General features: G+C 39.5%; 19 protein-coding genes and 2 tRNA genes. 6 read left to right on the top strand and 15 right to left on the bottom strand.

Annotation, left to right across the window (positions count from 1 at the left end; genetic code table 11):
* Positions 1-16: 16 nt before the first annotated feature.
* The 8 genes from OB69_RS18420 to OB69_RS04690 form a co-directional block, all read right to left on the bottom strand.
* Positions 17-880, bottom strand: a complete 864-nt coding sequence (locus OB69_RS18420; protein ID WP_053222550.1) for a glycosyl hydrolase 108 family protein — start codon at positions 878-880, stop codon at positions 17-19.
* Positions 840-1,133 (bottom strand): hypothetical protein, encoded by a 294-nt coding sequence (locus OB69_RS04720; protein ID WP_053222549.1) that lies wholly within the window; start codon positions 1,131-1,133, stop codon positions 840-842. Before OB69_RS04720 ends, OB69_RS18420 begins: the two co-directional genes overlap by 41 nt.
* Positions 1,134-1,337: 204 nt before the next feature.
* Positions 1,338-2,693, bottom strand: a complete 1,356-nt coding sequence (gene mgtE / locus OB69_RS04715; protein WP_053222548.1) for a magnesium transporter — start codon at positions 2,691-2,693, stop codon at positions 1,338-1,340.
* A gap of 15 nt (positions 2,694-2,708) precedes the next feature.
* On the bottom strand, positions 2,709-3,656 hold the full coding sequence (locus OB69_RS04710; protein ID WP_053222547.1) for a succinylglutamate desuccinylase/aspartoacylase family protein: 948 nt from the start codon (positions 3,654-3,656) through the stop codon (positions 2,709-2,711).
* 3 nt (positions 3,657-3,659) lie between these two features.
* Positions 3,660-5,186, bottom strand: a complete 1,527-nt coding sequence (locus OB69_RS04705) for a carbon-nitrogen hydrolase family protein (RefSeq protein WP_053222546.1) — start codon at positions 5,184-5,186, stop codon at positions 3,660-3,662.
* Positions 5,187-5,724: 538 nt separating this feature from the next.
* A complete protein-coding gene (locus tag OB69_RS04700) occupies positions 5,725-8,283 on the bottom strand; it encodes an ATP-dependent Clp protease ATP-binding subunit (protein ID WP_053222545.1) in 2,559 nt (852 codons plus the stop codon).
* Positions 8,284-8,376: 93 nt separating this feature from the next.
* Positions 8,377-9,015 (bottom strand): WbqC family protein, encoded by a 639-nt coding sequence (locus OB69_RS04695; RefSeq protein ID WP_053222544.1) that lies wholly within the window; start codon positions 9,013-9,015, stop codon positions 8,377-8,379.
* Positions 9,015-9,638 (bottom strand): L-threonylcarbamoyladenylate synthase, encoded by a 624-nt coding sequence (locus tag OB69_RS04690; protein ID WP_053222543.1) that lies wholly within the window; start codon positions 9,636-9,638, stop codon positions 9,015-9,017. Before OB69_RS04690 ends, OB69_RS04695 begins: the two co-directional genes overlap by 1 nt.
* A gap of 54 nt (positions 9,639-9,692) precedes the next feature.
* On the opposite strand from OB69_RS04690, the gene mltG reads away from it, so the two are divergent.
* From mltG to OB69_RS04665, 5 genes are all read left to right on the top strand, one after another.
* Complete coding sequence (gene mltG, locus OB69_RS04685) at positions 9,693-10,727, top strand: endolytic transglycosylase MltG (RefSeq protein ID WP_053222542.1); 1,035 nt, start codon at positions 9,693-9,695, stop codon at positions 10,725-10,727.
* Positions 10,727-11,140 carry an acyl-CoA thioesterase gene (locus OB69_RS04680; RefSeq protein ID WP_053222541.1) on the top strand — a complete coding sequence of 138 codons (414 nt, stop codon included), beginning with the start codon at positions 10,727-10,729 and terminating at the stop codon, positions 11,138-11,140. Before mltG ends, OB69_RS04680 begins: the two co-directional genes overlap by 1 nt.
* Positions 11,130-12,077, top strand: coding sequence for a YihY/virulence factor BrkB family protein (locus OB69_RS04675; protein ID WP_053222540.1), 948 nt, complete (start codon positions 11,130-11,132; stop codon positions 12,075-12,077). Before OB69_RS04680 ends, OB69_RS04675 begins: the two co-directional genes overlap by 11 nt.
* 69 nt (positions 12,078-12,146) lie before the next feature.
* Positions 12,147-12,231 (top strand) — tRNA-Ser (locus OB69_RS04670).
* Between the two features lie 10 nt (positions 12,232-12,241).
* Positions 12,242-12,313 (top strand) — tRNA-Glu (locus OB69_RS04665).
* A gap of 133 nt (positions 12,314-12,446) precedes the next feature.
* On the opposite strand, the gene pfkA is transcribed toward OB69_RS04665, so the two are convergent.
* The 5 genes from pfkA to OB69_RS04640 form a co-directional block, all read right to left on the bottom strand.
* Positions 12,447-13,430, bottom strand: coding sequence for a 6-phosphofructokinase (gene pfkA / locus OB69_RS04660; RefSeq protein WP_053222566.1), 984 nt, complete (start codon positions 13,428-13,430; stop codon positions 12,447-12,449).
* Between the two features lie 99 nt (positions 13,431-13,529).
* Entirely contained in the window at positions 13,530-14,099 is a 570-nt protein-coding gene (locus tag OB69_RS04655) for a NifU family protein (protein ID WP_053222539.1), read from the bottom strand.
* Positions 14,100-14,147: 48 nt separating this feature from the next.
* Positions 14,148-15,545 (bottom strand): dicarboxylate/amino acid:cation symporter, encoded by a 1,398-nt coding sequence (locus OB69_RS04650; protein WP_053222538.1) that lies wholly within the window; start codon positions 15,543-15,545, stop codon positions 14,148-14,150.
* Between the two features lie 17 nt (positions 15,546-15,562).
* The gene (gene aroC, locus OB69_RS04645) at positions 15,563-16,639 is read right to left on the bottom strand and encodes a chorismate synthase (RefSeq protein ID WP_053222537.1); all 1,077 of its coding nucleotides are present in this window, start codon (positions 16,637-16,639) and stop codon (positions 15,563-15,565) included.
* A complete protein-coding gene (locus tag OB69_RS04640) occupies positions 16,640-18,088 on the bottom strand; it encodes a BatD family protein (protein WP_053222536.1) in 1,449 nt (482 codons plus the stop codon).
* Positions 18,089-18,231: 143 nt separating this feature from the next.
* Here OB69_RS04640 and OB69_RS04635 point away from each other — a divergent pair, with 143 nt between their 5' ends.
* Positions 18,232-18,420, top strand: a complete 189-nt coding sequence (locus OB69_RS04635; RefSeq protein WP_053222535.1) for a hypothetical protein — start codon at positions 18,232-18,234, stop codon at positions 18,418-18,420.
* Between the two features lie 41 nt (positions 18,421-18,461).
* On the opposite strand, the gene queG is transcribed toward OB69_RS04635, so the two are convergent.
* On the bottom strand, positions 18,462-19,391 hold the full coding sequence (gene queG, locus OB69_RS04630; RefSeq protein ID WP_053222534.1) for a tRNA epoxyqueuosine(34) reductase QueG: 930 nt from the start codon (positions 19,389-19,391) through the stop codon (positions 18,462-18,464).
* A gap of 223 nt (positions 19,392-19,614) precedes the next feature.
* On the bottom strand, positions 19,615-20,649 hold the full coding sequence (gene ruvB, locus OB69_RS04625; RefSeq protein WP_053222533.1) for a Holliday junction branch migration DNA helicase RuvB: 1,035 nt from the start codon (positions 20,647-20,649) through the stop codon (positions 19,615-19,617).
* Positions 20,650-20,740: the final 91 nt, after the last annotated feature.

Genomic DNA, 20,740 nt, shown 5'->3' with positions numbered 1-20,740 from the left:
TTGCCAAAGTGTTCGTTTAATGTCTTTTGTAAAATCTTAATTGCGTTTCCACCAGCATTGACGTAAAATCAAACATAAAATATCTAGTATCACCATCATTGATATTCTCACCCCCGCTTTTACTCCAGTATTTAGCTTTATATATCTTTTTTGCATCGGCTTCACTTAGATTCTTTAAGTTGTCTAATGTGGGTTCTTTACCCAGAATCTTCAGTGCATTCTCCTTCCATGTGTTCCAAGCAATTCCACGATTTGTTGCCCCCCCCTTGTCATCCGGATTATTCACAAAACCGCCCTCTGATTTTAGAATGTTCTCAACTCTATTCTCAAAGGTACTACAATCTAGTTCATTCGCCTCTGGATCTATTATTGCAACCTCCTCCTTATCTTGGTCGCATGGGTCACTTCCTGCCATAGAGCCTCCATATTCTATACACTCTGTTACCAAAAAAGGCCTTCTTACCCCCATTTCACAATCAGTGAAGTAACCATCATTACCACAGATAGTGCTTGTCTCGAAATAATACCAATAGGTGTAGCAAAAAGTATTTCCCATGCCTGGCGTGGGCGCTTCAAACTCTGTGTACGGATCGTCTCCCCCTCCGCTACCCACGCTTACAACTTCAGTTTCTCTATCGCAAGGGTCATTTGAAGTATAAGGATCATCATAATAGTTAGCACCCCCTCTTCTAGAATCTGAAGTTGAAGGGCTAATGTACCGTTTTAATAATCTGCCGGTAAACCCTTCCGTTGATCCTGTAGCATCATATTTCGGTCTAAACTCTTCACCCATCACATAAGTAAGTAGATAAGGTCTCTTCCAATATCCTTCTTCATTTTTACCGATAATTAAAATTATGAAAAGTATAAGGATCTTCATCCTCATCCACTACGGCAAATGTATAATTTATATTACCAACCGTATCTATGAGTTCAGTAATACGATTCCAGTCAATAATCACGCCATAGGTTCTACCTTCATCATTTACACTAAGCCTATCATTACCACCCCTTAAGCCTAAGCCCTCCTGTAATTGACTCACGACATTCGGCACGTCTTTATATGTTAAATCTCTAATAGACCGAGTAGGTATAATTTCAGGCTCGATCATTTGATCCGTGCAACTACTCATAAATACGGCCAGTATTATAAGTGTAAAAATTTAGATTTCATGCTTTCGGTTTTACTTATAGTTAATCAATTACATTGATATTGAGCCGAATTAAACAAACAAATCTCAATAAAACAATAATCAATATTTTATTTTAATGAAATAAATTAAACATGAACCAAATAGAAACTACATAGCTAATTAAAACTTAAATAGCATATACTATCAAACCAAATGACTAAGTGCCAAACCAGCGAAAGTTAGGGCCAGGAAGAAGCCGAGCATATCGGTAACGGTGGTTAAAATTGGACCTGAAGCCAAGGCTGGATCCACTTTCATTTTCTTTAAAAACAATGGAATTGTACCGCCAATAGCAACGGCAACAACGGTGTTAATGGCCAAAGCACCACCCACTACTAGACCTAAATAGGCATTACCTTGCCAAAAGAAAGCCGCCAAACCAATCAATGCGCCAAGTACGACACCGTTAATCAAGCCCACTTTCACTTCTTGCCAAAGCACTCGCATTAATTCATAAGGCTTTACCACCCCAAGCGAAAGTTCTCTTAAACTTACCGCCACGGCTTGGTTACCAGAACAGCCACTCATGTCAGAAATTACTGGAAGGAAAACAGCCAAGGCAATTACTTCCTGTAGCGTGTCTTGGTAAAAAGCGATTACACTAGCTGCAACAATATTCAAAAGTATATTCACGCTCAGCCATGAAAGTCTTCTACGGGAACGAAGCAAAACGGGCATGGTACGCAGTTCTTCCCCGCCCACAATACCTTGCGTTTCCAATAACTCCGTATTAAAACGATCATTTTCAGCTTCTCTCACGTGCTTACGCATTACTATACCTAGCAATATATTCGCCTCGTTGACTACAGGTACTCCGTAAAAATCATATTTATCGAAAAAGCTGATGAGCTCGGTGAGGTGATCTGTATCCTTTACCGTAAGCGCATTTTTAATCACAATTTTTGAAAGCGGAACCGAAGCTTTAGAAAGCAGCAAATCACGCATTTGAAGCACCCCAACAAATACACCATTATCAACCACATAAATGTACTGAACGTTGTAATCTTCGTATTCTTCAGAATTATCGCGGAGCTTGGTGGTGATTTCACCTACGGTCTCAGTACATTCAAAAGCCAAATATTCTGTAATCATTACACCTCCAGCACTGTCCGAATCGTAATGGATTAGCCTACGTATGTTCTCCGCTTCCTTCGGATACATTTCCTCCAAAATGGCGTGTGCATCATCGTCATCCAGTTCAGAAATAATATCTACTTGCTCATCGGAATAGAGTTGGTTTAGAATAGAAGCCGCTGTTTCAGTTTCAACATCTTCGATCAGTTGAACTGCTTGAGATTGTGGAATTCGCTCCAGTAAGCTTGCGCCATCTTCGGCACTCATTAACCCCAGCAAATCATTCTGCTCGGTTCTATTCAAATGGCTAAAAGCATGAATAATGTCTTCCGACTTATTTTCATCCATGTAATCATGAATACCCTCTTGATCGGAAGAAGCAATTAATTCAGCCAGTTGCTCCCACGATTTCACTTCCTTCTCCATGCTGATTTTTCTCTTTTACTTTCTTACCCCTATGTGCATTAGGGCATCTCCTTGGTGAACGATTGGATTGTTATTCAAACCTATCACATAACCTGAAACAGGGCTTTTAATTTTGATTTTCGAACCCCCAAAAGGGTCACTGATATGACCGATAAGCTGGTTTTTCTCTACTTCGGAACCATACGGAACCATTGTTAAGAAAACACCTGAGGTTTTCGCCCTAATCCACGATGAGTTATTGATAGTTTTGGTGACATGTGGTGCTTCTGGTGCGCGTTCGCGCATACCTAAATGTTTCATTACCCTTAAAGCTCCGTTTATGCCTTGTTGAATTGCAAATTCATCAAATCGAGCTGATTCGCCTCCTTCATACACCAATATTTGCTTGCCCATTTTAGCCGCAGTTTGGCGCATAGATTTAGGTCTAAACGGACTGTTTAAAATAAATGAGGGTTGAAAAATTTCAGCAATCTTTTGATTTTTAGGTTCCTTCAGTGCGCACCGTATTTGTGGATAGTTCGTGCGGTCGGCCCCTCCCGTATGGAAGTCTAAACCCATATCTATTTTAGGAATTATATCTGTAGTGAGATAATGGGCTACCCTAGCGGCCAAAGAGCCATTTTTATTTCCCGGAAATGACCGGTTCACATCTTTGCCATCGGGCACATAGCGGCTAAAGTGAATAAAGCCAAACATATTAATGATGGGAATACAGATCACCGTTCCCACTCGTGGTATGTGCTGGTCTTTTTCAATAATTCTGCGGACAATTTCGGTACCGTTAATTTCATCACCGTGCATGCCTCCACTGAGGAGCAAAGTAGGCCCGTCAATTTCCGACCTGGCCACAGTAATGTGTAAATCAATTGGTGAATGTGATGGGAGCCGCGCAATATTAATATTGATTTTAGTCTCCTGACCTGGCAATATTTGCTTGCCTCCGATTACTAATGGTGTTTTCAATACTTATTTCTTTTTCAGTTGAATATCATAAACATCCGTTCTTCTGTCTTTCAAGTTACGAACTGCACCCTTGTTATGTAGCGTCCAGAGCAAGTCCAAATCTACATCGGCTACTAAAATCATTTCTGTATTTGGCGTGGCCTCGGCTTTAATTCCTGTGGTTGGGAAAGCAAAATCGCAAGGGGTAAAAACCACAGACTGTGCAAACTGAATATCCATGTTTTCAACCTTAGGAAGGTTACCTACCGAACCCGCAATGGCCACGTAACATTCGTTTTCAATTGCCCTTGCTCTAGCGCAATAGCGTACACGGGAGTATCCGTTTTGGGTATCAGTCAGGAACGGAACGAAAAGTATGTTCATGCCATCATTGGCCAAAATTCTTGGCAGCTCAGGAAATTCCACGTCATAACAAATCAACACACCGATTGGGCCACAATCAGTTTCATAAACTTTAATGTTATCTCCGCCCGTTAAGCCCCAATACTTGGCTTCATCTGGAGTCACATGCATTTTTGTATACTCTTCAAAAGTACCATCTCTTCGGCATAAAAAGCCAACATTATAAAGTTTAGGACCATCCATTTTAGGCATACTGCCTGTAATGATGTTTACATTATAGCTAATCGCCAATTTGGAGAAACGCTCTCTAATTTCATCGGTAAACTCTGCTAGCTTACGAATGGCTTCAGCCTCAGAAAGGTGATTGTACTTGGCCATTAATGGGGCGTTGAAGAATTCAGGAAATAAAGCGAAATCACTTTTGTAACCCGAAACGGCATCGACAAAAAATTCAATCTGCTCGAAAAGCTCATCAATTCCATTGTACGGCCGCATTTGCCATTGAATTAGCCCTAAGCGAACTACTGTCTTCTGATCACTAAGTTGTGGCTCTTGCTCTACATAATAGATATTGTTCCACTCTAAAAGTACTGCATAATCCTCCGACTCGTCATCACCCGGCATGTAGCCTTTAATCACCTTGTTTACGTGAAAATCATTGCTCAGCTGGAAGGTCAGGGTTGGATCATATAGTTCCTTTAGCTTTACTTTATCTATGTACTGCCTTGGGGTGAGCTCATTTGAGTATTTATGATAATTCGGAATTCGACCACCGAAAACAACCGCCTCTAGGTTCAAGTTTTCGCAAAGCTCCTTACGGGCATCATAAAGTCTTCGACCCAAGCGCAAGCCTCTAAAGTCAGGCTTTATAAATACCTCGATACCATAAATTACATCGCCATTAGGGTCGTGAGTAGAAAAAGTGTAGTTACCAGTTATTTTTGCATAAGTGTGATTATCGCCAAATTTATCGTAGTCTACGATTAAGCTCAAGGCGCAACCTGCTATTTCATCATCGGCTACAATCACCAACTGACCTTCAGGAAAAATATCTATGAGTTTCTGAATATGGTGTTCGTCCCACCAGCCTCCCGACCAATTTTCGTAGGCCGCTTTCATAGATTCTGTTAAGTTTTTGAAGTCACTAATTTCAAGTTGTCTCAGTTCAATTTTCTGTATTTCCCTCATATCTTATTAAGATAGTAAATGCCTGCAATGTTCAAATAAAAAATGATTGATAGTAAGAATATTTTCACTTAAAAAACCCTTCAATCTTATGGTGAATCATTTTATCTATGACAGGCTTTTTGGCAAAAGTCACTTATACCTGCTTATTTTTTAACCTTCATTAATGGCAGGCCAAAGCAAGTTATTATGCTTCGATTAGGGCAATAAGTACACTAGAGCAACAGCAAATTTTTGACAGAATCATCTTCACGAAGTTTACCGCAAAAAACCAAGCGGAAACGAACCTGAAGGTGTAAGCCCTTGGCAAATAGGGAGAGGTTATAGTTGATAAATTATCGAACTTTTTAAATACGCTATAACATTTAGAGTTCGTTACAGAATTGAAGTTTTCAAATCCCTTCGTAAAATTGATTTGATACAAATATGTTTTGGTTGATAAGGAGTTCATACGGGGCTCCTTTTCTTTTTTCAATTGGGTGTAAAAAGAAAACCCCAGCCAATGGCTAGGGTTTTAATATGTTTAGCGAAGTACACCTATTTATTCTTTAGGCCCTTCTTCTTTCTTTTTACTCGCTTTTTTCTTCTTTGTTTTTAACGTTAAAGCCTCACCTTCTCCACTGTAGTCGGCAACAAGAGTATCGCCTTCATTTACGCTTCCTTTCAGAATTTCTTCAGCAATTTGGTCTTCCAAATATTTCTGAATTGCTCTGTTCAAAGGTCTGGCACCAAACTGAGGATCAAAACCTTTATCGGCCAAGAAATCCTTAGCTTTTTCGGTCAACTCAATTTTGTAACCCATTTCTTCGACACGTTTGAATAGTTTGCTGAGTGTGATGTCGATGATTTTGTGAATGTCTTCTCTTCCCAAAGAATTGAAAATGATCACATCATCCAAACGGTTTAAAAACTCAGGGCTGAAAGTCTTTTTCAAAGCACGCTGAATGGTATCTTTCATTACAGCGTCCTCGTTTTCCTTTCTCGACTGAGTGCTAAAACCAATTCCAGTTCCGAAATCTTTCAAGTCACGTACTCCAATATTGGAAGTCATAATAATGATGGTATTTCTGAAATCTACTCTTCGACCTAAGCCATCTGTAAGAATACCGTCATCCAATACTTGTAATAGAATATTGAAAACGTCTGGGTGTGCTTTTTCGATTTCATCGAGCAACACCACAGAGTAAGGCTTTCTTCTTACTTTCTCAGTAAGCTGACCACCCTCTTCGTAACCCACATAGCCCGGAGGCGCTCCTACCAAGCGAGATACCGAGAATTTCTCCATGTACTCACTCATGTCTATTCTTACCAAAGAATCCTCTTTGTCGAATAAATAGGTTGAAAGCTCCTTGGCCAATTCTGTTTTACCAACACCAGTAGGGCCTAAGAAAACAAAGGTTCCTATTGGCTTTCCTGGGTCTTTTAGGCCAACTCTGGTACGCTGAATCGCTTTGGTCAATTTAGCAATTGCCTCATCCTGACCAATTACGCGTTTCTTAAGTTGTTCGCCCATTCCTACCAGTTTTGATTGCTCTTTTTGTGCAATTCGTTTTGTAGGAATACCCGTCATCATAGCGATAACTTCGGCTACATTTTCTTCATCAACTGTATAGCGCTTCGCTTTACTTTCATCTTCCCATTTGGCCTTCGCTCTATCAAGCTGATCAATGAGTTTCTTTTCTTTATCTCTTAATTGAGCAGCCTCTTCGTATTTCTGACTTTTAACTACTCGATTTTTTTCTTTCTTAATATCCTCAATGGCAGCCTCTAAACTAACAATATCATCTGGTACATGGATATTGTTGATGTGTACTCTTGCACCCGCTTCATCTAAAACGTCTATGGCCTTATCTGGCAGAAAACGATCAGAAATATAACGATCAGAAAGCGCTACACAGGCCTTAATTGCCTCTGGAGTATAATTTACATGGTGGTGTTCTTCATACTTTTCTTTGATATTTTCAAGAATCATAGCGGTTTCCTCAACTGTAGTTGGATCCACCATTACTTGTTGAAAACGTCTCGCTAAAGCACCATCTTTCTCGATATACTGACGATACTCATCCAAAGTTGTCGCTCCAATGCATTGAATTTCGCCACGAGCTAAGGCTGGCTTAAACATGTTAGAAGCATCTAGCGAACCCGATGCCCCACCTGCGCCAACAATGGTATGCAGCTCATCAATAAACAGGATCACTTCAGGCGACTTTTCAAGCTCGTTCATTACAGCTTTCATTCGCTCTTCAAACTGGCCTCTGTATTTAGTACCAGCTACAAGAGATGCCAAATCAAGCGTTACTACTCTTTTATTGAACAGTATTCTCGACACTTTCTTCTGAATAATTCTTAAAGCCAAACCTTCGGCAATAGCAGATTTACCCACGCCTGGCTCTCCAATAAGAATCGGATTGTTCTTTTTTCTTCTACTTAAGATTTGAGCTACACGCTCAATTTCTTTCTCTCTCCCCACAATCGGGTCGAGCTTATCTTCTTCCGCATATTTGGTCAGGTCGCGACCAAAGTTATCAAGCACAGGCGTGCGCGATTTTTCAGTACCTTTTTGGCCTGGCTTATCGGAAGAAGCTCCCGATCCGCCTCCAAACATTTTTGAAGAATCGTCATCAGAATCATCTGTGTCAGATGATGCCAATGGTGTTTCATTGTCTGTCTGGTATTCCAGCATTTCCTTTACAACCTCGTAGTTCACATCAAATTTTTCTAAAATCTGAGTGGCAATATTGTCTTCGTCTCTTAAAATAGAAAGCAACAAATGCTCAGTACCAATCAATTGGCTCTTAAAGATTTTTGCTTCTAAATAAGTGATTTTAAGTACTTTTTCTGATTGACGGGTAAGCGGAATATTTGCCAAATTCTTGACATTATGATTGGCCGTACCTTTGGTTGCACGTTCCACTGATTCTCGCAATTCTTCTAGCGAAGTACCAAGTTTTTTCAAGATACCCACCGCGATGCCTTCTCCTTCTCTGATCATTCCTAGCAAAAGGTGCTCCGTGCCAATATAATCGTGACCCAAACGAAGCGCCTCCTCACGGCTCAGCGAAATGACTTCTTTTACTCTATTCGAAAATTTAGCTTCCATTTATTCCTTTCTGAATGGCTTGTTCTAATTATTATAGGATAGATCAATATAGTATTTTCTATTTACGATCTAACACAAAACGTAATCAAAAGATTATTTGTTCAATGAACTAACAACTGACCGCTTTAAAACCTCTAAGGCTTCTGGGCCTGTACAAAACAAAAGATCTAAGATGTTAAGGTTTGAAACAAAGTTACTGCCAAATATCTGTTGATAAGGTTTTGGGTCAAACCAAAGCAGTTCCGAGATTGGCTTTCTAGGGTGAATATCCCCCCTCATATCCGTTAAATCGGGTTTAGTAATTTCTTCAATGTTTTCTTGCCAAATCACAGGTTTGTCAATTTGCAGAAACTTGAGACACATTGTCAGTAATGACTTGTTAAGGGCAAATAAATGACTTGGGCTAGAATACAGTATCTTTTTTATTTCTTCTGAATAGAAATCAAAGAAAGGCGATTTACCATAGGCAGACTGAATGGCACGCCAATGATTGTTCACCCATTTTTGGTGATAGTCGATTTTAACTTCCTGAATTGGAATTCTCTTATTCGCACCAAACACAGGCACCGATAAGTCAAGCGGGCCATTCGAGGTTAAAATTGTACTTCGATTTAAATAAGTTCTTTTTTCAAACCTCCCTTGGCTTGCGATGTATATCTCATCTGCTTTATAAAGCGCAGAAAAGTAAGCGATAGAGGGTAAATAATGAAGTTCTATGAGAATGTTCTGCATCAAAACAATCCTTCAGTCTCTCCCAAACCTTCTCTAATAATCTCGAATTGGTCGTTAGAGCAATCAATAACGGTTGAAGGCACATTACCTCCATAACCCCCATCAATTACAATATCTACAAGGTTTTCGTACTTCTCGAAAATCAAACTCGGATCAGTTGAGTATTCAATCACATCGTCTTCACCCTGAATAGAAGAAGTAATGATTGGCCGCCCTAGTTCTTTTACCAAAAGGCGCGGAATACTATTGTTCGGCACTCTAATCCCTACCGTTTTCTTCTTAGCATTCAAAATTTTCGGCACACTACTGTTAGAGTTTAAAATAAAGGTATAAGGCCCTGGAAGCACCTTCTTCATCATTTTAAACACTGGAGTGCTAAGCTGTTTTACGTATTCAGAAATCTCACTTAAATCGTAACAAATAAATGAAAGGTTCTGGGGTTTTACGTTTTTGATTTTACAAACCCGCTCTACTGCTTTGGTATTCGAAAAATCACAACCAATACCATAAACCGTATCGGTTGGATAAATAATTACTCCCCCATCTCTCAAAACCGATACTATGTAATCGATTTTCTCCTGCTCAGGGTTCTCAGGATAAAGTCTTATTAATTCGGCTTGCATTAGTCTTCATTTAACGAATCGAAGTTATGACAAAAACCCTATTTTTGTAACCCAATGAAGAAAAGAAAGATTTTCCTGTTAGCAATGGTGGTGTTTTCGGTACTCCTCACCTCCTTTAGTTTTTATTTCTACCAAATGTTTTACGGGGCCAATATTCTTATTGAGCAAGCCGATACTTCTATTACAATTGAATATGGTGAAGGATTTGATGAAGTACGAAACAAATTTTACGATGCCAACATCATCAATGACCCTATATCATTCAGTTTTGTGTCAAAAACCATGGGTTACCAAGACTTGGTAAAACCTGGGGTTTATTACTTGAAATCTGGTATGTCGAACCTTGAAGCGGTAAGAATGCTCAGAGCAGGCGATCAAATGCCTGTTAGAATTACTTTCAATAATGTTAGGTTGAAACATGAACTGGCTGAAAAAATCACTGACAATACTGGTATTCAACCAGCTGAATTTGAAGCACTCTTAAATGATGATGCCTTCTTGGAAAAATATGGAGTAAATACAGAAAATGTAATGACCTTGTTTTTGCCCAATACCTATGAGGTATACTGGACAATTAAGCCTGAGGAATTATTCTCAAAAATGGCCGAAGAACATAAGAAATTTTGGACGGCAGACAGATTGGCAAAAGCAAAAACATTAGACTTAACGCCTGTTCAGGTATCCGTTTTAGCTTCTATTGTTCAGGCCGAAAGTATAAAAAATGACGAGCGCCCAACTATTGCAGGGCTTTACCTCAACCGACTTGAAAGAAATATTGCGCTTCAGGCCGACCCCACTTTAGTTTATGCCTTGGGTGACTTTACAATCCAAAGGGTGTTGAATGAGCACAAAAGAGTTCAAAGCCCATACAATACTTATTTAAATAGAGGTTTACCTCCTGGGCCAATTAACTTACCCACCATATCTTCTATAGATGCTGTATTGAATTACGAAAAGCATGATTATATTTATATGTGTGCCAAAGAAGATTTTTCTGGGTATCACAGGTTCGCCAAAACATTGGTTCAGCATAATAAGAATGCAGCCTTGTTCCAAAAAGCACTGAACGAAAGAAGAATATTCAGATAATGTATACTGCTTCCACCCAAATTAGGGTAAGATATGCCGAAACAGACCAAATGGCTTATGTCTATTACGGTAACTATGCTATGTATTACGAAGTAGCAAGAGTAGAAGCGTTGAAACAAATTGGGTTCAGTTATGGTGAATTGGAAAAAGCGGGAATTATGATGCCTGTACATGAAAACTACAGCAAATATCATAGCCCAGCTAAATATGACCAGCTGCTTACTATTAAAGTGACCATACCAGAAATACCGAAAGTAAGAATGCGCTTCAATTACGAAATAAGAAACGAACAAAATTACCTTATTAATGAAGGCATGACTACGTTGGTTTTCGTGAATATGGAATCCAATAAACTTACCAAGGCACCAAAAGAATTAGTTCAAGTATTAGAACCCTATTTTGATGAAAAATAGAATTCTAAAATTTGTATTTGAAAACAAGTATTACCTTAAACTGGTAGCCTTTCTTCAGAAAATAAAGCTAGGGAAAGACAAAATTGGTCTTTATGACGCCATTCTGATCTTTATCAGAAAAATGTCAAATGATGAAATTCTAGATCGCGCCAACGGGGTAGCATTTAGTTTCACAATGGCCATTTTTCCGGCAATTATATTTCTATTTACCTTAACGCCCTACATTCAAAACTTCTTCCCTGAACTCACCAACGATGAGATCATAGGATTTTTGAAAGACATATTACCTTCGAATTTATACAACGCAGCAGAAACCACGATCCACGACATTATCAGTAAACAGCGTGGCGGACTACTTTCAGTCGGTTTTATTCTTACATTAATTTTGTCTACCAATGGTATGACCTCACTAATGAGTGCCTTTAATGCTTGTTATAAAACCAATGAAACTAGGGGCTTTTTCTCCATTAGATTCATTGCTACTATATTAATTTTCATTCTTGCGCTATCTTTTATCATTTCGATTGCACTGCTTATTGTAGGCCAACAAATGATCCTTGATTCGGAAATCAGAGCCATCATCAATGACAATATTTCTGTAGATTTAGTCTTTATTTTGAGGTTTGTATTTCTCTACCTTATATTTCAAATCGCAATATCTTCCATATACTATTGGGCTCCGGCAATCCACGAAAAATGGCATTTCCTGAGCATAGGGTCAGTATTTTCAACTTTGGCAATTATTGTTTCTTCATTTGGTTTCTCTTATTACGTTAACAATTTTGGCAATTACAATAAGCTTTATGGCTCGATTGGGGCATTGTTGGTGTTAATGCTTTGGCTATTCATAATTTCCCTCATTTTACTAGTAGGATTTGAAATGAATGCGGCTATCGACAAGGCCAAAATGGAAATTCGTGAAGCAAATGATAAATAATTTTGCCTTGGCTATTTGCAAAAATAAAATTACCACTATCTTTGCAGTCCCAAACGGGAGATCACACACAGAGGAGTGGCAGAGTGGTCGAATGCGGCGGTCTTGAAAACCGTTGTACCGCGAGGTACCGGGGGTTCGAATCCCTCCTCCTCTGCACTATTAAGGGTCCGTTCGTCTAGGGGTTAGGACACTGGGTTTTCATCTCAGCAACAGGGGTTCGATTCCCCTACGGACTACTTCAAAAAGCTCAGCATTTGCTGGGCTTTTTTGTTTAATTGCCTTATGTAGAATATTTAGGAGGTAGTTTGCCAGCAAGCTGGCCCAATTCTAAATTCTTCGAGCGAAAGAATTTATAACGAGTAACATTAACTAGATCGAAAGAATTTTAGCGATCCTAAATTCCTCAGCATCAATTTTCTTAATGGTTTTAACCGCCTCACTGATGGGTGTATAAACCACGTTACTATTAACCACCCCTACCATAACATTGGATTGCCCATTTAACAAGCCCTCAACAGCCGCAACACCTAACCTGCTAGCAAGAACTCTATCGGAGGTTGTAGGCGAACCACCTCGCTGTAAATGCCCTAAAACTGTTACACGAATATCAAAGTAATCTAACTGAGCTTTTACTTTGGCAGCTATGTCATAAGCAGAACCAAGTTTACAACCCTCGGCTACGATGACAATGTTAGAGGCCTTTTCGCTAGACGCCCCTCTTTGGAGTCTTCTGATCAAATCATCGATTCCCCAATTGTGTTCTGGCAATAGCATTGCAACAGCACCACCGCTTATCCCCGAGTTTACGGCTATAAAGCCAGCGTCTCTGCCCATGACTTCTACAAAGAAAAGTCTTTCGTGAGAAGAGGCAGTGTCTCTTATTTTATCAATAGCTTCAGTAGCTGTGTTACAGGCAGTATCATATCCAATAGTAAAATCTGTTCCTGCTAAGTCATTGTCAATAGTACCAGGAATTCCTAAAACGGGAACATCATATTCTTGGCTAAAAACATCAGCACCAGTAAATGAACCGTCACCACCAATCACCACTAACGCATCTAGATCATTTGCTTTGAAATTATCATAGGCCTTAGCCCTCCCTTCTTTAGTTCTGAACTCATCACTTCTAGCGGAAAGTAGAAATGTACCGCCACGGCTAAGAATATTAGAGACTGACCGAACTTGAAGCTGTTCTATATCTCCATTGATAAGGCCATCATAGCCTTTATATACTCCATAAACATCGAGGTTATAATAGACGCTAGACCTAACCACTGCCCTGACAGCTGCATTCATTCCTGGGGCATCTCCTCCGGAGGTTAACACTGCTATTTTCTTGATGTTCGCTTTCATATTATTCATTAAATAGAGTTTCAAAATCTAAGTGATACTCAAACAAAAAGGTGATCCTTTCGAATCACCTTAAATATAACTTCAATATGTTTAATTCTTTTAAACGCCTTCTGCTACGACTTCTTTCACATCATTTGGAAGCATTCTCTTCAGCAAGTTTTCAATACCAGATTTTAAGGTAACCGCTGAGGCTGGACATCCGCTGCAAGAACCCTGAAGGTTTACCTTCACCACTCCATCATTAAAAGAAGCAAAGCCAATAGCTCCACCATCTTGTTCAACCGCAGGGCGAATGTATTCGTCAAGAATACCTTTTATTTGTTTTACAACTTCAGAGTCGTTCTCATCAAACAATGGATCTTTATCTAATTCCTGAAGAATTAAAGGCTTGTCATTTTCTAAGTAAGGCTTAATTACATTTTTAATTTCGTTCTGAATTTCTGGCCACTCTACCGATTCAGATTTAGTTACTGTAATAAAGTTACTCATGTAGAAAACTCTTTCTACTGAAGGAATTTTAAATAGTTCTTGAGCCAATGGAGAATCCTTTGCAGACTCCATATTTGGATAGTCAAAACTAACGCCTTCTTGCAGAAGCATAAAATTCACCACAAATTTCATTGAATTTGGGTTGGGGTTAGCCTCCATGTATATATTTACCGCTTTCATATCTAACTGTCTAGTCCTTTTGAACTACAAAGGTACTCGAAAAGTTTCTCAGTCTTCCTTTAATTCGTCTTCAGATTTGGCTACCAAAGTGGCTACGGTGGCATCACCAGTTACATTCACTACTGTTCTAAGCATATCCAAAGGCCTATCTACAGGGAAAATGATAGCGATCCAAGCAGGATTCAAGCCTACCGATTGAAGTACCACAACCATCATTACAATACCTGCACTTGGCACTGCTGCCGAACCAATTGACGCCAAAGTTGCAGTAAGAACAATGGTAAGCTGTTGTGTTACAGATAAATCCACCATGTGCATTTGCGCCATAAACACAACAGCTACGGCTTGGTACAAACTAGTACCATCCATATTCACTGTTGCACCAATAGGCAACACGAAACTTGAAACGTTTTTAGACACCCCTAGATTATCTTCAACGCACTCCATTGTTACTGGCAAAGTAGCAGCACTAGAACTGGTAGAGAAAGCTAAAAACTGAGCTGGACTAATTTTTTGAAAGAACTTTTTATAAGTCAGGCTTTTAACAAAACCCTTGACAATTAGAGGATAAAAAACAAAAATCAAGAAAAGAAGCCCAATGACCAATGTTACAGAGTATGAGGCTAGGCCTTTAAATATTTGCAGAACCTCTCCTGGTGTATCGGCCATTTTGGAAATAACACCAGCCAATAATGCAAAAACAAAGAATGGTGCTGACTTCATGATGAGGTCTACCATTTTAAGGAATACCTCATTTGTGGCGTCAACAAAGTTCTTTAAGCCTGCCCCTTTTTCGTCTGGCACTAGCGCCAAACAAACTCCAAAGAAGATGGCAAAGAAAATCACTTGAAGCATCAATTTATCATTAGAAAGGGATAAAATAATGTTTTCAGGAACCATATCGACTAAGAACGAAAGCGGTCCTTCATCCTTCTTTTCTTCAGCCGTTGCTTTCTTTTCTTCTACCAGTTTCTTTTCGGCTTCGGTCATTTCCTTGCGGAAATCAAGCCCATTATACTTAGGATCATCTAAGTAGTGTTTCCCATCTAAAATTTCTACTCCATCCGTAGCAGAAACCCATTCTTCGTATTGTAAACGGTTTTTAATTCTTTGTTCTTCATCAATAAAATCACCTGGTCTGATAACATTTACTAGAATTAAACCAATACCTACAGCAAAAATAGTCGTCACCAAATAGAATGATAAAGTTTTCCCACCCATTCGACCCAACTTAGACAAGTCCTTTAGTCCGGAAATACCGCCAATGATTGAGAATAACACCAATGGCACAGCGATATACTTCAACATTCTAATAAAGATTTGTCCGAAAGGATCAATCCAATTAGTGGTGAAATCATTCCAACCTAATGCACTTGATATAAATGCCCAGATAACACCGGCCAAGAGCCCGATCATTATTTTGACATGAAGAGGAAGCTTTTTCATATATATTGGGAGATAGTCTAAATTCGATTAGTCTCGCTAATTAGCAAATAATCAGCAATTACCAAAGCAGCCATTGCTTCAACAATAGGTACTGCACGCGATACTACACAAGGATCGTGACGGCCTTTACCTTCAACCGTAACCCTGTCACCCGCCTCATTAATACTCTCTTGGTCGGTCATGATGGTAGCCACCGGTTTGAAAGCTACATTGAAGTAAATATCCTGTCCGTTCGATATGCCTCCTTGTATACCACCAGAGTAATTTGTTCTGGTTTTCACTAAGTTATTGTCCATATAGAACTCATCATTATGTTCCGAACCATTGAGTTTTACTCCTTCAAAACCACTTCCATATTCAAAGCCCTTCACCGCATTTATAGATAGCATGGCCTTGCCTATTTCGGCATGAAGTTTATCAAAAACTGGCTCGCCCAAACCGGCCGGAACCCCTTGAATCACTCCTGTAACAATTCCACCAATGGTATCGCGGTTTTTACGTGTTTGGTCAATTAACTCAATCATTTTATCGGCCATTTCCGGATCGGGGCAACGAAGAATATTGTCTTCGATTTTTGTGAGGTCGAGTTGAGTATAATCTTTATCGAGTTTTAAGTGGCCTACTTGAGACACATATGCATAGAATGAAATGCTGTGGTGCTTGAGAAAAAGTTTAGCAACAGCTCCGGCCGCAACACGTGCAACCGTCTCTCTCGCAGAGCTTCTTCCTCCGCCTCTATAATCCCTAATACCATACTTTGTTTGAAAAGTATAGTCGGCATGTGAAGGCCGAAACTTATCCGCAATGTGCGAGTAATCTTTACTCTTCTGATCTTGATTTCGGATCATAATACTAATAGGTGTTCCTGTAGACTTCCCTTCGAAAACACCTGAAACGATTTCAAACTCGTCTGCTTCTTTTCTTTGGGTTGTAATTTTAGACTGACCAGGTTTTCTCCTATCTAATTCTGATTGAATAAACGCTTCATCAATAAGCAAACCCGCTGGGCAGCCATCAATGATTACACCCAAAGCCTTTCCGTGCGATTCACCGTAAGTATGGATTCTGAAAAGATTACCGAAACTGTTTCCCATTTATTTTTTAAAGTAGATAAAACCAGCGCCCGCGAACATAGCCAATATTAAAATATTAGCCAGTATTTGCATGGTTTTATCTTCAGTCATACTCTCTAATTTATTCGATTTATCTTCGATTGAGTCGTAAAACGAGCCTAAATCGACTGAAGAAATTGAAATGTTCTTTTTGCTTTCACCCGTCACTTCAAACTTCACTTCAGATTTAAGCGTATCGTATTTCGCTGTTTTTGGGTTGAAGTATACCCAACTAAAATAATCTCCCATATTGTACTCGCCTGGTTCATTTGGCAAGCCATAATAGGTAAACTTTTTTGAGCCCGTTACTCTACTATTGTTACGACTTATATCTTGGCTCACATCTGGAGGATAAAATTCAATGGCCTTATTGCTAGGGATTTTTGGTGCAGTAATTCCCGAAATATTTCCTTCTCCATAAATGCCGAAGGTATATTCAAAGCTACCACCCGTTTCTAGCGTTCTTTTGTTCATTTTTTCATCCAAGAAGAACTCTCCTACAGCTACTGACTCTTTAAGCGGATGTGGAGGCAGAGGCTTTACCTTCACGGTCTTTTCTTTAGAATAAAAGGTTTTGAAGTCTTCTTTCCTGTCTCTTCCGAAGAAAGATGGTGACTTGGCTACCTGATACTTTATCATTTCGAAAGGCACGGAAGGGAAAACTATTGGATCGAGGTTAAGCGGATAATATGTGGCCCGATAGATTTTATATTTTGTATAACCCTTGCCACCAACATTCACTTTCTCAGGAGCAATATTTTCAATATTAAAGTTTTCTTCCCAGCTATTTGTAGGGCGTAGGGTTTTCAACACTTCAGATAATTGAGTACCGGGATCACTAAATTGTAAAGGAGCTCTGTTATCATCGGCAACATAAAAAGCAAATGTAGCGGTAAAGCCTTCTCCTAAATATACTTCGTCTTTATCTGTGGTAAGGGCCAAAAAGGCATCTTCCTTTATATCCACAAACTCAGGATCTTTGTCTTCTCCAAACAAATTGTCAAACGGACTATGGCCATATGGCGTTCTGCCCGTATTTCTTCTTGTTTCCACTGGTGGTGTAATTTTAATTTTCTTTCCTTTAGAAGACACCGTTTCTCCGTTTACCTCAAGTGAAAAGTCTTCTAACTGGTAAGTACCCTCTTCTAAAGGAAGATAACGTTGAATAATACTCTGCGAAGAGCTCACTTGCCCGTTAATTATGCTCGTACTGCTACTAGAAGAAGTTCCTCTTTTGGCAAAACCATCAATATTCGGGAAGTCTGTATACGATTTCAACTTTCCATTCAACACCGTTACTTTAATTGTAAAAAGCTGATTGAGGCCCACTTCATCAGGCCCTAATTCAATAGTAGTTGATTGCGCCTTTGCCACCAAGCCAAAACATATGAGACAGGCGACAAGAATGAATTTTGAACTGGTAATTCTCATGTCTATTTATTATATTCGCTTCTCCTCAAACGAAGAGGATTTAAAGATAATTTAAATTTTTGGGGTAACTAAATCTTCATCGCTTCGTTCGTAACTACGTGCGGCAGGCACATTAGATTCATAACCAATTAAACGCTCTTGACATGTTGGAATATTTCAAAACTATCCTCGCGAAGGTGAGCTTCGATAAGAAGCTGTTTGAAAAAGAGTTGAGAAAGGCTATTCATTCCGTAATCGGAGATGAATTAGAAGAATTAAAACGGTGGTGCTATACGAAATTTGGGCACTTATACGGAAATGTTCTCGAAGAACAGTTTTTACTCGCTAGATAAAATTATTGAATAACACCGCCCATTGCAACCTTAGCAATGGGCTATTTTTTTGCCATTTTTATATTCCTTTTTAGACCCTCAAGTTTGGTTCTTTTCACTGCCGAACCTTTAAAAACCGACCTAAAAACCTCCTCTGTTAAATCTTGCCAATTATTGTTAAATAATTCTAACAGCTCATTTTTAGGATGAAAGGCAGGTTCTGAATGGGGTTTTGAGAACCTATTCCACGGACAGACCTCTTGGCAGATGTCGCAGCCGAAAACCCAATTATCCATTTTACCTTGAAAGCTATCGGGAATCTGATCTTTCAGCTCAATGGTTAAGTAAGAAATACATTTGTTTGCGTCTACTTCATAAGGGGTAATTGCATCTGTAGGGCAAGCGTCTATACATCTAGTGCAGGTTCCACAATAATCTTTGATAGGGCCGTCAGGCTCAAGTTCTAAATCAATAATCAATTCAGCTAAAAAGAAGTAGCTGCCTTGCCCTTTATTAATAAGCAAAGTGTTTTTTCCTAACCAACCTAAACCACTTTTAGCTGCCCATTGGCGTTCCATTACTGGAGCCGAGTCTACAAACACGCGTCCCTCCACTTCACCAATTTCTTCCTTTAAAGTTGACATAAAGGTTTTCAGTCGATCTTTAATCACAAAATGATAATCATCACCATAGGCGTATTTAGCGAGTTTTAAGTGATCGGGATGTTGTTCGGCCAAATCCTTTTCTGGATAATAATTATAGAGTAGTGAAACCACAGATTTAGCTCCCGGCACCAGCTTACTAGGGTCTAAACGCTTATCGAAATGGTTTTCCATATAGCACATTTCACCATGATTACCTTTTTTAAGCCAAGCTTCTAAGCGTGGGGCTTCATCGGCCAAAAACTCTGCTTTGGAAATACCACAGAAATCAAAGCCTAGTTTTTGAGCCGTTTGTTTGACGATGGTGGTATTTGTGTTAATGTTTTGCAAGTAGTTTAAATCCTAAATTTCTTAAAATGAGCTTCTGTTTTTAGTGTTCAGTCACCTCTCACCTCCCTACCCTCCTCTAGGAGGGAATAATTTTTCAGTTAATAACTCAGCCTTTACACATAAAAAGCATTCCGCTTTAGGACTGAAATATCTGCTATACCTCAAAACCATTCCCCTCTCGAGAGGGGCTTGGGATGTGTTGTTAAGACAGCATAAAGCTTAACTAAGCATCAAACAAATTACCTGTTTGTCCGCCAAGGGGTTTAAGGTTCAAATGTTTATAAGCCAAGTCTGTTGCTTCGCGACCGCGGGAGGTTCGCTTAAGGTAACCCTCTTGAATTAAGAAAGGCTCATAAACTTCTTCTATAGTTTCGGCCTCTTCACCTACTGCCGTAGCAATGGTTGAAATCCCCACTGGCCCGCCTTTGAATTTCTCGATAATTGTGAGCAAAATACGATTATCCATTTCGTCCAAACCATGCGAATCAACGTCTAAAGCGTTTAATGCCATTTCACTTATGGCTTTGGTAATCGTTCCTGTTCCCTTGATTTGAGCAAAATCTCTTGTTCTGCGCAAAAGGTTGTTGGCAATACGTGGGGTTCCTCTACTTCTTCGGGCAATTTCGTAGGCTGCATCATCGTCAATTGGTGTATTGAGAATATCCGAGGAACGCTGTACAATGGTGGTTAATAATTTCGCATCGTAGTATTCCAATCTGGCATTTATACCAAAACGCGCACGCAATGGCGAAGTCAATAAACCCGACCTTGTAGTGGCTCCGATTAATGTAAATGGCTCTAATGAAATTTGGACTGAACGCGCATTTGGCCCAGAATCAAGCATAATATCGATGCGGTAATCTTCCATAGCGGAATACAGATACTCCTCCACAATAGGGTTCAGTCTGTGGATTTCATCGATAAAAAGCACATCGCCATGTTCTAAATTGGTCAGTAAACCAGCCAAATCGCTAGGCTTATCGAGCACTGGCCCAGAAGTAATCTTTAAATCGGATTTGAGTTCATTGGCAATAATGTGTGATAGGGTGGTTTTACCCAACCCCGGAGGGCCATGTAATAGCACATGATCCAAAGGTTCTGAACGCCCTTTCGCTGCCAGAACAAATATTTTTAAGTTCTCAACAATTTTGTGTTGCCCCGTAAAGTCTTCAAAACTCAGCGGCCTCAGTGCTCTCTCAATATCCTTTTCTTCGGGGTTGAGATGGTCATCTTCAGCATTTAAATAGTCTTCGCGCATTCACCAATCTTTTTGCTAAGATAGCAGTTAGTTTTTTTCACTTAATCAATCTTTTACTCTTTAACCTTACTTCGAGGAAAAGCACTCATTA

It is taken from the genome of Roseivirga seohaensis subsp. aquiponti (genome assembly GCF_001267955.1).
Lineage (GTDB): Bacteria > Bacteroidota > Bacteroidia > Cytophagales > Cyclobacteriaceae > Roseivirga > Roseivirga seohaensis.
Note: the sequence above shows the minus strand (reverse complement) of the source record. Positions and strands in the feature narration are given on the sequence as shown.

Excerpts from the sequence above, each read along its gene's own strand:
- mltG (WP_053222542.1), top strand. The coding sequence starts at position 9,693 with ATGAAGAAAAGAAAGATTTTCCTGTTAGCAATGGTGGTGTTTTCGGTA.
- OB69_RS04705 (WP_053222546.1), bottom strand. The coding sequence starts at position 5,186 with ATGAGGGAAATACAGAAAATTGAACTGAGACAACTTGAAATTAGTGAC.
- OB69_RS04635 (WP_053222535.1), top strand. The coding sequence starts at position 18,232 with ATGTTGGAATATTTCAAAACTATCCTCGCGAAGGTGAGCTTCGATAAG.
- OB69_RS04695 (WP_053222544.1), bottom strand. The coding sequence starts at position 9,015 with ATGCAGAACATTCTCATAGAACTTCATTATTTACCCTCTATCGCTTAC.
- pfkA (WP_053222566.1), bottom strand. The coding sequence starts at position 13,430 with ATGAAAGCGAACATCAAGAAAATAGCAGTGTTAACCTCCGGAGGAGAT.
- OB69_RS04640 (WP_053222536.1), bottom strand. The coding sequence starts at position 18,088 with ATGAGAATTACCAGTTCAAAATTCATTCTTGTCGCCTGTCTCATATGT.
- OB69_RS04680 (WP_053222541.1), top strand. The coding sequence starts at position 10,727 with ATGTATACTGCTTCCACCCAAATTAGGGTAAGATATGCCGAAACAGAC.
- OB69_RS04720 (WP_053222549.1), bottom strand. The coding sequence starts at position 1,133 with ATGAGTAGTTGCACGGATCAAATGATCGAGCCTGAAATTATACCTACT.
- aroC (WP_053222537.1), bottom strand. The coding sequence starts at position 16,639 with ATGGGAAACAGTTTCGGTAATCTTTTCAGAATCCATACTTACGGTGAA.
- OB69_RS04650 (WP_053222538.1), bottom strand. The coding sequence starts at position 15,545 with ATGAAAAAGCTTCCTCTTCATGTCAAAATAATGATCGGGCTCTTGGCC.
- OB69_RS18420 (WP_053222550.1), bottom strand. The coding sequence starts at position 880 with ATGAAGATCCTTATACTTTTCATAATTTTAATTATCGGTAAAAATGAA.
- mgtE (WP_053222548.1), bottom strand. The coding sequence starts at position 2,693 with ATGGAGAAGGAAGTGAAATCGTGGGAGCAACTGGCTGAATTAATTGCT.
- OB69_RS04675 (WP_053222540.1), top strand. The coding sequence starts at position 11,130 with ATGAAAAATAGAATTCTAAAATTTGTATTTGAAAACAAGTATTACCTT.
- OB69_RS04700 (WP_053222545.1), bottom strand. The coding sequence starts at position 8,283 with ATGGAAGCTAAATTTTCGAATAGAGTAAAAGAAGTCATTTCGCTGAGC.
- ruvB (WP_053222533.1), bottom strand. The coding sequence starts at position 20,649 with ATGCGCGAAGACTATTTAAATGCTGAAGATGACCATCTCAACCCCGAA.
- OB69_RS04655 (WP_053222539.1), bottom strand. The coding sequence starts at position 14,099 with ATGAAAGCGGTAAATATATACATGGAGGCTAACCCCAACCCAAATTCA.
- OB69_RS04690 (WP_053222543.1), bottom strand. The coding sequence starts at position 9,638 with ATGCAAGCCGAATTAATAAGACTTTATCCTGAGAACCCTGAGCAGGAG.